This is a genomic window from Microlunatus parietis, assembly GCF_013407955.1.
GTDB classification, from domain to species: domain Bacteria; phylum Actinomycetota; class Actinomycetes; order Propionibacteriales; family Propionibacteriaceae; genus Microlunatus; species Microlunatus parietis.
This window is the reverse complement of record NZ_JACCBU010000001.1, coordinates 3,859,567-3,872,380: the sequence shown is the minus strand read 5'-3', so window position 1 is coordinate 3,872,380 and position 12,814 is coordinate 3,859,567. Positions and strand designations below refer to the sequence as shown.

The window sequence follows — 12,814 nt, the reverse complement described above, 5'->3', positions numbered from 1 at the left end:
CGCTCCGGCCCCGGACTTCGCCGATTCCTGCCCCTGCCGCACTCGTCGACCGGTCAATACTGCAGCGACACGCCGCAAAAACAGCTGCGTTTGTGACCGGTCGGCGTTAGGGGAGGCGCTTGCGGGGGTCGGGGGCGGCGGCGAGGAGGCGTTGGGTGTACTCGTGCTGTGGGTCGGCGATCACCTGGCGGCTCGGGCCGCGCTCGACGACCTCGCCGTGATACATCACCAGGGTCTCGTCGGAGTAGGCCTCGGCACTGCCCAGGTCGTGGGTGATGTAGAGGATGGCGAGATTCTCCTCGCGGCGCAGGGTGTCGAGCAGGTCGAGCATCTCCTTGCGGATGCTGACGTCCAGCATCGACACCGGCTCGTCGGCCAGCAGCACCCTGGGTTCGGCCGCCAGCGCCCTGGCGAACGAGATCCGCTGCCGCTCGCCGCCGGACAGCTCGTGCGGAAAACGATCAAGGTAGCGCTCGGCGGGTTCCAGGTTGACCCGGCGGAGCAGGTCCAGCGAGCGTTCCCGGATCTCCGCCCCGGTTGTGGCCTTGCCGTGGATCTTCAGCACCCGACCCAGCACGTGGTTGATCCGGTGCAGCGGGTTCAGCGAGGCGAACGGGTCCTGCAAGATCATCTGGACCGAGCCGCAGTAGCGGGTGAACGCTTTGCCGCCGAGCGCCCGCACCGGTTGGCCGTCGAGCAGGATCTCGCCGGACGTGATCGGCTGCAGCTGCGCCATCAGCCGGGCCACCGTGCTCTTGCCGGAGCCGCTCTGGCCGACCAGTGCGGTCACTCGGCCCGGTACGAGCCCGAACGACACGTCGCTCACCGCACGGAACCGGGCCGCGGAACCGATCCGCCGGCCCGCCCGCCGGAATTCCTTGATCAGGTTCCTCGCCTCGAGGACGTAGTCGGTCATAGTTTCGCCCCCAGATCGGCGAGCGAGGTGAGCAACGATCGCGTGTACGGGTGGCCCGGCTCGGCGTACACCTCGACGGACGGGCCGTACTCGACCAGTCGGCCGGCCCGCATGATCGCGATCGAGTCGCTGATCTCCAGCAGTAGGGCAAGATCATGGGTGGTGAAGATGATCGCGAAGCCGAACTCGTCCCGCAGCGCCATGATCTGGTCGAGCACCTCACGCTGCACCAGCAGGTCGAGGGCGGTGGTCGGCTCGTCCATGATGATCACGTCCGGGTCGAGCACCAGGGCCAGCGCGATCGCCACCCGCTGCTTCATCCCGCCGGACAGCTCGTGCGGATAGTTGTACACCCGGTCCGGCTCGATCCCGACCTTGATCAACATCTGCTGGGCCAGCTCGGTCCGCTCGGCCCGCGTCATCCTGGGCCGGTGCACCCGCAGCACGTCGTCGAATTGGGCCCGGATCGTGGTGACCGGGTTCAGCGCGTTCATCGCCGACTGGAACACGATCGCGATCTCCGACCAGCGCAGCGACCGGAGTTCGGGCTGGGACAGCCCCAGCACGTCCACCACGGTCCCGTCGGCCGACCCGCGCCGGCGGTGGTACGTCACCGAGCCGCCGGTCACCTGCGCCGGAGCCCGGAGCAACCGGGTCACGGTGTTGGTCAGGGTCGTCTTGCCGCTGCCGGACTCGCCGGCCAGGCCGAGGATCTCACTGCGGTGCAGCGTCAGCGAGACGCCCTGGACCGCGTGCACCACACCGTGATCGGTCGGATAGTCGACGCTCAGGTCGCGCACCTCGATCACCGGCGCACCGTCCCGGCCGGGCCGATCCCGGATCACCGGCGCGGCCTCGGCGAACTCGCGCCGATCCGCCTCGCGGGCGGTCTCGACCACCGGCTCGCCCTCGGCGACCGGCATCGGTGCCGCACCGGCCGGCGCGCTCGCAGCGGTCAGGTCCAGGGCCGCGGCCCGGCGTCCGACGGTCGCCTTGGCCCGCCGCTTGCCGGTCCGGAGCCGCGGATTGGCGTACTCGTCGATGCCGAAGTTGATCAACGCCAGGCCGGCACCGAGCAGGGCGATGGCAAGGCCCGGCGGCACGAACCACCACCAGGCGCCGTACAGGAAGGCCTGCGAGCTCTGCGCGAAGTAGAGCATCGAGCCCCAGCTCACCGTGGTCAGCGAACCCAGGCCGAGGAACGACAAACCGGCCTCGGCCATCACGCCGCCGATCACCATGAACAGGAAGCCGGAGGCGATCAGCGGCAGCTCGTTGGGGATCACCTCGGTGAAGATGATCCGCCAGCGCGACTCGCCGGTGGCCCGGGCCGCCTCGACGAAGTCCCTGTTCCGCAAGGACATCGTCTGGGCCCGGAGCACCCGCGCCGACCCGGCCCAGGAGGTGATCGCGATCACCACGGCGACCGCCTGGATGCCTCGGTTGGGCAGATAGCCGGTCAACACGATCAGCAGCGGCATCCCCGGGATCACCAGGAACACGGCAGTCAGGATGTAGAGCAGGTCGTCGGTGACGCCGCGGACGTAGCCTCCGATCACGCCGATCAGGATCGCGATGATCTTGGAGATGACCGCCGCGAAGACGCCGACGGCCAGCGACACCCGAGCCCCGTAGACGAACTGGGCGAAGACGTCCTCGCCGATCTGGGTGGTGCCGAGCCAGTGCTGCGGCGACGGCGGCTGGAGCAGGTCGCGGCTGGTCGCGTCCGGCGGGTACTGGGCCAGCAGCGGACCGAACCCGGCGAACAGGACGAAGAAGATCGCGATGATCAAACCGGCGCGGACCTTGCCCGACTCCGGCCACAGACGGCCCAGGGCGGTGCGGATCGGGCCTGGCCCTTCGACAAGCTCAGGGCGCGTGGGGTTGGGCTCAGGGCGCGTTCGTCCGGTCATGGTTGCTCCTGCCGGGTGCGCGGGTCGAGGAAGACGTACACCACATCGGCGGCCAGGTTGGCGATGATCACGGCGAACGAGATGACCAGGAACATGCCCTGCATCAGCGGGAAGTCCTGGTTCTGCACGGCGGTGAAGAGGGCATAGCCGACACCGGGGTAGTTGAAGATCACCTCGGTCAGCATCGAGCCGCCGACGACCGCGCCGAGGGAGAGCGCGAACGAGGTGACCGAGGGCAGGATCGCGTTGCGTGCCGCGTACCCGAGCATCACCATCCGCTTCGGCAGGCCCTTCGCCTCGGCCAGCGTGACGTAGTCCTCACCGAGGATCGTCACGGTCATGTTGCGCATGCCCATCACCCAGCCGGCGAACGACGCCAGCACGATCGTGATCGCCGGTAACGCGGCGTAGTAGAGCACCGAGCCGATGAACTCACCGGTCCAACCCGGCGTGATCGCCGGGTCGTAGCCGCCGGCGATCTCGAACCAGCCGAGCGTCACGCCGAACACCAGCACCAAGATCAACGCCAGCCAGAAGTACGGGATCGCGTTGAGGAACGTGAGCACCGGCAGCAGATGATCGGTCCAGCTGCCACGGCGCCAGGCCAGCAGCACCCCGATCAGCGTGCCGATCAGGAAGCTGATCACCGTCGTGGTGCCGATCAGGCCGATCGTCCACGGCATCGCGTCCCCGACGATCTTGGCCACCGGCACCGGGTAGTAGCCGATCGAGAGGCCGAGATCCCCACGGAACAAGGCGAACAGGTAGTCCCGGTACTGCAGCAGCAGGTTCGTCTCGGTCAGTCCGTACGCCTCCCGCAGGGCCTGCAGCGCAGCCGGATCGAGGGTGCCCTCGATCCGTTCGGTGAGCAGGTCCACCGGATCGCCGGGCATCAGCCGCGGGATCAGGAAGTTGAGCGTGATCGCGGACCACGCGATGAACAGATAGAGGGCGATCTTGCTGATCAGATAGCGCATCGAGAACGCGGGCTACTTGGTCGGTTTCAGCTGCTTGATCACCAGCAGGTTGTCCGGGTAGGAGTACGGCGCCGGCAGCGCGTACGGGTTCTCCTTCGTCGGCCAGCCGTCGAAGTTCACCGTCCGGTACTGGAACCAGTTCGGGCTTTGCAGCAAGGGAATCAGCGGCAGTTCGTCGACCACGATCTGCTGCATCCCGGCGATCGCCTGCTGCTGCGCCGCGGCGTCGTTGCTCGCCTCGTACTTCGCGAACAGCGCGTCGGTCTGCTGGTCGTACCAACGGCTGTAGTTCGATGTCGCCGGCTTGCCCTCGGCGGCCTTGAACTCCGAGCTCATCATCGACCGGTAGAGGAAGTACGGCGCGGTACCGCCGGCCACCGAGGCGATCGTGATGTCGTAGTTGCCGAGGTTCCGGTTCTCCGCCCAGTTCTGCGTCGCGACACCCTGCGGCTTGAGATCGATCCCGATCTCCTTCAACTGCTCCTGCAGCAGTTTGCTCATCGCCACCCAGTCCACGTAACCGGACGGGATCACCAGGTCGAAGCTGAGCTTCTTGCCGTCGGGCGAGGTCCGGATGCCGTCCTCGCCACGGGTGTAGCCGGCGTCGTCCAAGATCTTGTTCGCCTGCGCGGGATCGTGGACGAACTTGGCATCGGCGTACTTCGGATCCATCGCGGACTCGAACGCGGGCAGCACCAGGCCGGTCGGGTGCGCCGGCGGCGTGTAGCCCTGCATCGCGGTGTCGGACAGCACCTGCCGGTCGACGCCGAGGCTGATCGCCTTGCGCAGTTCAAGATCATCGAACGGCGCCTTCTGCTGGTTGACCAGAAGATTGACCGCGCCGTCGCCGGGGAACCAGTACTTGTTGTGCTCCGGGTCCTTGGCCACGAAGATCTGTTCGATGTTGGCGACGAAGCCGCCGGACCAGTCCAGCTTGCCTTGCTGCAGGCTGGTGGTGAACGTCTGCGTCGTCGACGCCGGGAACGCGATCTGCTCGACCTTGATCGACTCCGCATCCCAGTAGCTCGGATTCTTCTGCAGCGTGTAGACCTGATCACTGAACGACTTCAGCGTGTACGGCCCGGTGCCGATCGGCTTCTCGTTGGTGAACTCGACCGGCTTTTCCTTGCCGAACACGTGTTCCGGCAGTGGCGTTGTGTTGCCGATGCTCGGCATCCGGGCGAACGCCGGCTCGGTGAACGCCACCGTCACGGTGTCGTCGTCCACCTTCTTCGCCGACTTCACCGGCAGCGCGCCCGTGTTGGTCGCGGGCTCCTCGACGTACAGATTGAAGGTGTACGCGACGTCGTCGGCCGTGAACGGCTCACCGTCGGACCAGGTCACCCCGGCCCGCAGGTCGAGGGTGAGCTCGGTGCCGTCCTCGTTGAACTCGGCCTTCTCGGCGAGCCACGGCTGGCCCTCGTTGGGCTTCATCGGCGTGTACGCGATCAACGGCTCGTAGATCAACCCGCGGGTGCCCGGCAGGAACGTCACCGAGATCGGGTTGAAGTTCGCCTGGTACGTCGGCGTCGAGCTGGCGTGCACGTTGAGCACCGGCTGCTCTCCCCCGTTCTGGCCGGGCTGTTGGCCGCCGGTGCCGCCCGTGCCGCAGCCGGTGATCATCAACGCCGCGGCACCGATCAGGGCAGCCGCACGGAGCGAGAACCTCCGGGTAGGGAAGGTCCGGGGGTGGAACGTCATGGGTGTCGTCTCCTCATCGCCGCAGCCTGCCGGCAGGGTATTGAGTGACCGTAGGGGCCCGCAAACGTCGATGTCAAGGATTTACAAGATCTGTCGCTGTTTAGTTGTTCTGCGACAGAAACGGTGCTGTTCGCGGGTGCTTCACCGGGCGTTCGACCGCCGGTTCACCGGACCTTCCGAAACTGGGTGACGATCGACTTGGGCCGGGATCGGGGAGGTCGTTGCGTTGAGCGCCACAGCGGTGGGACGCGATGATCACGACGACTCCGTACGGCTGGATCGGCGGTCCGTGCCGCTGACCGCGGTCGGCCGCTGGGCACCGGTGATCGCGGCGGCGCAGACCACCCGGCTCGCGGATGCCGATCAACTGGAGTTCTCGCGGGTTGCCTCCCGGATGTTCCTGCATGTCGTCGCCGGCACCGGCTCGGTCGAGGTCAACCGGACCCGGTTCGAGCTGGAGCCGCCGCCATCGTCGGGATGCCGTGGCTGCATTCGGTCCGTTACCGGCCCAACCCGCGGGACCCACTGGTGATCACCACCGTGCATCTGATTCCTCGGCATCGGCTCGACCACCCGATCGAGCTCGCGGTGCCGCACGAGCCGGACGAGCCGCTGGCCGACGCCTCGTGGCGGGCCGACGGCCCGCTGCAACTTCCGCAGGGCCCGTTCCTGAGTCATGATCGGGAACGGCCCGGACTGGCGGCGTTGATCGACTACGTCGGTCGCACCTGGCGCCGACGGCAGCCGCCGATCGGCCTCGCACTACGGCTGGGCGCGATCCTCGTGTTCGAGCTGAACGCCGGCGTCCTGCAAGCCGAGCCGTACGAAGATCCGGCGTTGCCACCCCGACTCCGGCGGGCGATGGCCTGGGCCCGAGGTCATCTGTACCGGTCGATCACGGTCGATGATCTCTGCTCGGCCGCCGACGTCAGCCCGTCCACCCTGCGTCGCCAGTTCCGGCGCCATCTCGGCACCTCACCGCTGCTCTGGGTGCAGCAACTCCGGCTCCAGCGAGCCACCGACCTGCTCAGCGAGTCGATGCTCGGGATCGGACATATCGCCCAGCGGCTCGGCTTCTCCGACCGGCACTACTTCGCCCGGCTGTTCGCCCGCAGCTACGGGATGTCGCCGAGCGAGTGGCGACGCCGCCGGGCCCAGCACTGACTCCGCGGTTGGCGGTACGTCAGGCGCGCCGCATGATCACTCCAACTCGTTGCCGCGGACGGTGACGCCGCGCGGCAGCGGCTTCGGCTGCTCGAGTGGGTCCGTGAAGCCGGTCAACTCGTTCCGGGCCACCCGGCCGGGCGATCCCTGGCCGATCGCGATCCCGGTGGCCGGGCCGGTGGTGTCGGCCCGGAGGGTGTTGCGCTCGATCCGGTAGCGGCTGCCGGCCAGCGCGATCACCGGCCCGGGGCCGGTGATGCCGGACGTGTCGTTGGAGGTGATCACGACGTCGGTGCAGGAGGCCTCGATCCGGGCCAGCACGCTGCCCCGCTCGAGCTTGTTGCCCGAGACGGTGATCTTCGCGGCGTGCCGGGCCTCGATGGCCGGCGTGCTGCGGCGGCCCTCGTGATCAAGGCCGACGAAGGTGTTGCCGGAGATCTCGATGTTGCTGAGTTCGCCGCCGTTCGGCAGGCCGCGGAGGAAGATCACCGACTGGAGCGGGGTCTCGTCGTCACCGGCGACGAAGCCCTCGAACCTGTTGTTCCGGACGGTGATCTCGCTGCAGCCGAGGGGGTTCTCAAGGGTCTTCTTGATCGGCGGGAAGCTGTTCGGGTCGGACTCGGTCGCGATCACGTACGAGGCGGCCGCGAAGGAGATAGCCCTGATCATCCGGCCCCTGGTCTGGACGAAGCGGTTGTTCTCGATCACTACCCGCTTGGACACCGGGAGGTGTACCGCGCCGAGCGCGATCCCCTGGTTCGGGCTGTCGTCGGAGGACGGGCCGTGGATCGGGTCGACGATCAGGTTGCCGGCGAACCGCAGGTCGCTGAACCACGAGTCCTCCTTGAGGCCGTGGCTGCCGAGTGGATTGGGACACGGATAGTCGACGCCGTCGACGGTGGCCGGCAGGAACTCGCAGTCCTCGACCGTGATCCGGCGGCTCATCAGCCCGTCGTGCGAACCCTCGGAATCGTTGTAGGACAGGGCGCCGTGGTAGCTGTAGTCGACCTGGATGCACTCCGCGCCGTTGTAGGCCGGGCCCTCGTTGTTGTAGTACCCGAGCCAGCGGCAGTTGCGGATCACGATGTCCTCGCAGCCGCCGAGGTCGATGCTGTGCCGGGATCCCTGGACCTGCTCGAAGACGCAGTTCTCGATCACCACGTCGCTGGCATGATGCAGCGCGAACGGGGCCATCAGCCGGGTCCTGGGATAGGAGCCGAGGAACCGCAGGCCGGAGATCCGGACGTTGCGGCACCCGGAGCCGTAGCCGGTCCTGCCGCGGGACAGGGCGACGAACAGGGCACCGTTGGCGCCGGCCTTGAGCAGGGTCGCGTCCTGGCCGATGATCTTCAGGTTGTCCCGCAGCCGCGGACGTTCCGGACCGCCGACCGGGTACGTTCCGGGCGGGAAGATGATCGTGCCGCCACCGTTGGCCTCGACATCGTCCAGCGCGGCGTTGAGGACCGCCGTGTCGTCGGTGACCCCGTCGCCTGCCGCGCCGCGGTCGCGCAGGTTGATCACCATTCCGGTCTCGGCACGGGCCGCGGACGGCGCCCGGCCGGCGATCAGCGATCCGCCGGCGACGGCGGCGGCAACGGTCAGGGCACTGCGTCGGGAGACTAACGGGGCATGATCGGCGCTCATGATCATGACGGTCGGTCGGCCGGATCGGACCGACAAGGGCGGATGTCCCGGGATGCGCGTCCAGTGCACGAACTGGCCGGATCGTCACCCCTCACCGGGACGGCACAGCGTTCCCTGAGCTTGTCGAAGGGCGAGCCCGAGGTGGTCCGCTCGCGGTCAGCCGGCTATCGCGGGCGGCGCGCCTCGCGAACGGTCTGGTCCGTTCGATCCAGGCGATCCATGAGTTGGTCGTACGTGCGCTCGGCGGCCCGCGCGACCAGCGGGTCCGGATCGCCGGCCGCGGAAGCCAGAGCGGGCAGGTGTTCGCCCTCGCCGACCACGGCCAGCCCGCGACAGGCGGCGGCCCGGACCCGCGGCGTCGGGTCGTTCATGATCAACTCGGCGAGCCGTTCGGCGGCGTCCGGAACCTCCCGCTTCGCGATCACCTTCGCCGCCAGCTCCCGTACCCGCCAATGATCATCGCCGAGGGCCGCGGCCACGGCAGGGCCGGCGCCATCGTCCCACACGTAGAGGAGTGCGCGACAGGCCCAGACCCGGGCCCAGTAGCGGTGGCCGGGCGGCTTGCCGCCGGCCAGCCAGTCCCGGGTCGCGCCGCACTCCGCGATCCCAGGCTCGGAGCCGGACCTCAGCATGGTGATCAACTCGAGCGACTCGCCGGAGACGACCTCGGCCGGATCGGTGCCCAGGGTCTCGGCCGCGACACGGACGACTCGGCCCGCACCCCACTGCCGGACCGCGTACGCGACCCGCTCGGCCGGGGTGTCACGGTCGTCCATGACACCCCAGCCTAGGGGCCACGACGCTCCCTGCGGCCCTGCTAGCGGAAGGACCGCAGCCGGAGGCTGTTGCCGACCACGAACAGGCTGGACGCCGCCATCGCCGCGCCGGCCAGCATCGGGTTGAGCAGACCGGAGGCGGCCAGCGGGATCGCCGCCGTGTTGTACGCGAACGCCCAGAACAAGTTGATCTTGATCGTGGACAGCGTTCGCCGGGACAGCCGGATCGCGTCCGCCGCGGCCCGCAGATCGCCGCGGACCAGGGTCAGGTCGGCCGCCTCGATCGCCACGTCCGTCCCGGTGCCCATCGCGAGCCCGAGGTCGGCGGCCGCCAGGGCTGCCGCGTCGTTCACGCCGTCGCCGACCATCGCCACCACCTTGCCCTCGCCCTGCAGCTTGGTGATCACGTCCACCTTGTCCTGCGGCAGCACCTCGGCGATCACCCGGTCGATCCCCACCTCAGCGGCGACCCGGTCGGCGACGGCCCGGTTGTCGCCGGTCAGCAGCACCGGGGTCAGGCCGAGCTTGGCGAACCGTCGGACGGCCTCGGCACTGGTCGGCTTGATCGCGTCCGCGATGATCAACACCGCGCGCGCCTGGCCAGCCCAGGCGACCAGGACCGCGGTCCGGCCCTCCTGCTCGGCCTCCTCGCGAGCCTTGATCAACTCGTCCGGCACGGCCACGGATTCCGAGACCAGGAAGGATTCCCGGCCGACCAGCACCTCGCGCCCTTCGACCGTGGCGCGGACGCCGCGGCCCTCGACATTGGCGAAGTCGACCACCGGCGGCAGCTTCCCGGCCTCGGCCGCGGCGGCTGCGATCGCCCGGGCGATCGGGTGTTCGGAAGCGTCTTCCACCGCTCCGGCCAGCCGGAGCGCCTCGTCCGAGTCCGTACCCGCGGCGGCGACGACGCCCTGCAGCGCCATCTTCCCCGTGGTCACGGTCCCGGTCTTGTCCAGCACGATGGTGTCCACCCGGCGGGTCGACTCCAGCACCTCCGGCCCCTTGATCAGGATGCCCAGCTGGGCGCCGCGGCCGGTGCCGACCAGCAACGCGGTCGGTGTGGCCAGCCCCAGCGCACACGGGCAGGCGATGATCAGGACCGCGACAGCGGCGGTGATCGCTCCCGCCGGCCCGGAACCGGCGCCGAGCCAGAAGCCCAGCGTGACCGCCGAGATCGCGATCACGATCGGGACGAACACACCGGACACCCGGTCCACCAGGCGCTGTACGGCGGCCTTGCCGGACTGCGCGTCCTCGACCAGCCGGGCCATCTGGGCCAGCTGGGTGTCGGCGCCGACCCGGGTGGCCCGGACCACAAGCCGGCCGCCGGCGTTCACGGTCGCGCCGGTCACCGGGTCGCCCTCGGCCACCTCGACCGGCACCGATTCACCGGTCAGCATGCTCGCGTCCACAGCGGAGCGTCCCTCGACGATCACGCCGTCGGTCGCGATCTTCTCGCCCGGCCGGACCACGAACCGGTCGCCCACGGCCAGCTCGCCGATGTCGATCAAGGTCTCGGTGCCGTTCCGCAGCACCGACACCTGCTTCGCACCGAGATCGAGCAGCGCCCGCAGTGCGGCCCCGGCCTGCCGCTTGGACCGCTTCTCCAGATAGCGGCCGGTCAGCACGAACATGATCACGCCGGCGGCGACCTCGAGATACATGTTGGCGGCGCCGTCGCCGAGTTCGATCACCAACCGGAACGGGTGCTTCATGCCCGGCATCCCGGCCGAGCCGAGGAACAGCGCGTACAGGGACCAGCCGAACGCCGCGAGCGTGCCGAGCGAGATCAGCGTGTCCATCGTCGCCGTGCCATGCCGCAGATTGAGCCATGCAGCGCGGTGGAACGGCCAGCCGGCCCAGAGCACCACCGGTGCGGCCATGGCCAGCGACGCCCATTGCCAGTAGTTGAACTGCAGCGCCGGGATCATCGCGAGCAGGATCACCGGAATGCTGAGGGTGACGGCACCGATCAGCCGGTGCCGCAGCGAGGTCAACTCGAGGCCAGCCGGGTCGGGGCGCTCCGGCTCGTCCCGGCCGGCCGGCGGTGCGGGCACCGCCGCGGAGTAGCCGGTCTGCTGGACCACGTCGATCAAGGTCGCCGGTTCGACTCCGGCGGGTGCGGTGATGGCAGCCTTCTCGGTCGCGTAGTTGACCGTCGCCGACACCCCGTCCAGCCGGTTCAGCTTCTTCTCGATCCGTACCGCACAGGAGGCGCAGGTCATCCCGCCGATCTCGAGTTCGATGGCGCGCATCGGCTCAGACTCGGTGGTGGTCATCGCTCTTCCTGTTCTCCTGAATCGTGTCCATGATCATCGGAATCCTCGGATTCGTGATCTTGTTCGTGGCTGTCGTCGCCGCCGAGGACGAACTCCGCGGTGCGCACCTTCCCGTCCACCTGGAAGTCGAAGTAGAGCAGGTAGCGGCTCTCGGTCGGCGCCTGCGCGATGAAGGTCACCTCGGGCCCGGACGTCTCGCCCTTCTTGGGCTCCGCCCCTTCCGGGTGTACGTGCAGATAGCCGAGATCGCCCTGGCGCAGGATCACCAGGTGGCCGTACGCGCCCAGGTAGGGCTGCAGCGTGGTCACCGGCTTCCCGTCCTTGGTCACCGTGACGGTGAGTTCGGACTCGCCGTGCGCGGTCAGCTCGCCGGCCAGCTTCACCTGATAGCCGTCCACCGTGCTGGTGGTCTTGATCTTGGTCGCCGGTTGTGGACGCAGCTCGCCCGGGATGTCGAAGGCGTACCCGAGCGTGGTCGGGTCACCCGACGCGGTCGGCACGAAGTCGGCGAACATCCGGTAGCTGCCGGCCGCCGGCCACTGCCACGGGATCGACCAGGTGCCGTCGGCCGCCATGGTCGGGTGCACGTGCCGGAACTCCCGGCCGTCGTTGCGGACCACGATCAGGTGCAGCTTCTTCTCGTGCGACACCTCGAAGTCGGTGACCGCCTTGCCCTCCGCGTCCATGATCATGAACTCCAGCGTGCCGCGCTGCCCGACCCGGTCGGGCGCGGTCGGCGGCGACAGCCGGAAGCCGTCCTGTTCCAGGGAGAGCCCGCGGACCTCGCCCGAGCCCCCGCCCTCGTGGCCGCCGTGCCCGTCGGACTCGCCGGGGGCCGGCGTCTCGCCCGGCTTCTCGCCGCCGTGCTCGGAGCCGCCGCCGTGGCCGGACATCGTCGGCGACGGCGCCACGGGCGCCGCCTGCTGCGCGGGGTCCTCGGGCAGCAGGATCCGGCCCGCGGCGAAGCTGCCCCCGACCAGCAGGACCAGCCCCACCGCGAAGCCGCCGAGCTTGACGGCCGGGCTCATGCTGCCGGGACGGCCGAGTAGCCGGCCTCGTCGACGGCGGCCTGGACCTGCTCCACCGTGATGGGCGCAGCGGAGGTGATCACCAGGCGACCGGTCGCGGAACTGACCTCGATGCCCTGGACCCCGTCGAGCTGTTCGACCTCGGACCTGATGGCCGCCTCGCAGTGCGCGCAGGACATTCCGCTCACCTGGTATTCGGCGACAGTCATCTCGGTTCCTTTCGTACGATTGATACCCCCTAGGGGTAATTCTTGCCTCAATGTATACCCCTGCCGGGTATGAGAGTCAAGCGCGGCCGGATGCTGACTTCGGGGTGAGTGACCCACTTTGAAGTGCGTACTTGTGAGACCTTCGATTCGGGGTGAGGCTTGCCGTCGGCGCCACAGATCTCCATCCGTACAACGAAAGTGAGC

General features: G+C 68.8%; 11 protein-coding genes. 2 read left to right on the top strand and 9 right to left on the bottom strand.

The annotated features are described in order from the left end of the window. Positions 1-106: 106 nt before the first annotated feature. From BKA15_RS18530 to BKA15_RS18515, 4 genes are read right to left on the bottom strand one after another with little or no spacing between them, the layout of a single operon-like run. Positions 107-916: an ABC transporter ATP-binding protein gene (locus BKA15_RS18530; RefSeq protein ID WP_179753196.1), complete on the bottom strand. Its 810-nt coding sequence runs from the start codon at positions 914-916 to the stop codon at positions 107-109. Further along, positions 913-2,829: a dipeptide/oligopeptide/nickel ABC transporter permease/ATP-binding protein gene (locus BKA15_RS18525; protein WP_179753194.1), complete on the bottom strand. Its 1,917-nt coding sequence runs from the start codon at positions 2,827-2,829 to the stop codon at positions 913-915. The genes BKA15_RS18530 and BKA15_RS18525 overlap by 4 nt, the downstream gene beginning before the upstream one ends. Then, complete coding sequence (locus tag BKA15_RS18520) at positions 2,826-3,806, bottom strand: ABC transporter permease (protein WP_179753192.1); 981 nt, start codon at positions 3,804-3,806, stop codon at positions 2,826-2,828. The genes BKA15_RS18525 and BKA15_RS18520 overlap by 4 nt, the downstream gene beginning before the upstream one ends. Before the next feature lie 12 nt (positions 3,807-3,818). Beyond that, complete coding sequence (locus tag BKA15_RS18515; RefSeq protein ID WP_179753190.1) at positions 3,819-5,507, bottom strand: ABC transporter substrate-binding protein; 1,689 nt, start codon at positions 5,505-5,507, stop codon at positions 3,819-3,821. 226 nt (positions 5,508-5,733) lie between these two features. On the opposite strand from BKA15_RS18515, the gene BKA15_RS18510 reads away from it, so the two are divergent. Together BKA15_RS18510 and BKA15_RS36905 are read left to right on the top strand one after the other, a co-directional pair. After that, positions 5,734-6,039, top strand: coding sequence for a hypothetical protein (locus tag BKA15_RS18510; RefSeq protein ID WP_179753188.1), 306 nt, complete (start codon positions 5,734-5,736; stop codon positions 6,037-6,039). Continuing rightward, positions 6,036-6,671, top strand: coding sequence for a helix-turn-helix domain-containing protein (locus tag BKA15_RS36905; RefSeq protein ID WP_179753187.1), 636 nt, complete (start codon positions 6,036-6,038; stop codon positions 6,669-6,671). Before BKA15_RS18510 ends, BKA15_RS36905 begins: the two co-directional genes overlap by 4 nt. A 36-nt stretch (positions 6,672-6,707) precedes the next feature. Here BKA15_RS36905 and BKA15_RS18500 read toward each other — a convergent pair whose 3' ends face one another. The 5 genes from BKA15_RS18500 to BKA15_RS18480 form a co-directional block, all read right to left on the bottom strand. Continuing rightward, positions 6,708-8,315, bottom strand: coding sequence for a glycosyl hydrolase family 28-related protein (locus BKA15_RS18500; protein ID WP_179753186.1), 1,608 nt, complete (start codon positions 8,313-8,315; stop codon positions 6,708-6,710). A gap of 164 nt (positions 8,316-8,479) precedes the next feature. Beyond that, complete coding sequence (locus BKA15_RS18495) at positions 8,480-9,091, bottom strand: HEAT repeat domain-containing protein (protein WP_179753185.1); 612 nt, start codon at positions 9,089-9,091, stop codon at positions 8,480-8,482. 41 nt (positions 9,092-9,132) lie between these two features. After that, positions 9,133-11,373, bottom strand: a complete 2,241-nt coding sequence (locus BKA15_RS18490; RefSeq protein ID WP_179753184.1) for a heavy metal translocating P-type ATPase — start codon at positions 11,371-11,373, stop codon at positions 9,133-9,135. Then, complete coding sequence (locus BKA15_RS18485) at positions 11,370-12,401, bottom strand: DUF8832 domain-containing protein (protein ID WP_179753182.1); 1,032 nt, start codon at positions 12,399-12,401, stop codon at positions 11,370-11,372. Before BKA15_RS18485 ends, BKA15_RS18490 begins: the two co-directional genes overlap by 4 nt. Next, positions 12,398-12,610, bottom strand: coding sequence for a heavy-metal-associated domain-containing protein (locus BKA15_RS18480; RefSeq protein WP_179753180.1), 213 nt, complete (start codon positions 12,608-12,610; stop codon positions 12,398-12,400). The genes BKA15_RS18485 and BKA15_RS18480 overlap by 4 nt, the downstream gene beginning before the upstream one ends. Between the last annotated feature and the right edge of the window lie 204 nt (positions 12,611-12,814).

Bases quoted from the DNA above. Each gene is read 5' to 3' on its own strand.
- BKA15_RS18500 (WP_179753186.1), bottom strand. From the start codon at position 8,315: ATGAGCGCCGATCATGCCCCGTTAGTCTCCCGACGCAGTGCCCTGACC.
- BKA15_RS18525 (WP_179753194.1), bottom strand. From the start codon at position 2,829: ATGACCGGACGAACGCGCCCTGAGCCCAACCCCACGCGCCCTGAGCTT.
- BKA15_RS18520 (WP_179753192.1), bottom strand. From the start codon at position 3,806: ATGCGCTATCTGATCAGCAAGATCGCCCTCTATCTGTTCATCGCGTGG.
- BKA15_RS18515 (WP_179753190.1), bottom strand. From the start codon at position 5,507: ATGACGTTCCACCCCCGGACCTTCCCTACCCGGAGGTTCTCGCTCCGT.
- BKA15_RS18480 (WP_179753180.1), bottom strand. From the start codon at position 12,610: ATGACTGTCGCCGAATACCAGGTGAGCGGAATGTCCTGCGCGCACTGC.
- BKA15_RS18530 (WP_179753196.1), bottom strand. From the start codon at position 916: ATGACCGACTACGTCCTCGAGGCGAGGAACCTGATCAAGGAATTCCGG.
- BKA15_RS18490 (WP_179753184.1), bottom strand. From the start codon at position 11,373: ATGACCACCACCGAGTCTGAGCCGATGCGCGCCATCGAACTCGAGATC.
- BKA15_RS18495 (WP_179753185.1), bottom strand. From the start codon at position 9,091: ATGGACGACCGTGACACCCCGGCCGAGCGGGTCGCGTACGCGGTCCGG.
- BKA15_RS18485 (WP_179753182.1), bottom strand. From the start codon at position 12,401: ATGAGCCCGGCCGTCAAGCTCGGCGGCTTCGCGGTGGGGCTGGTCCTG.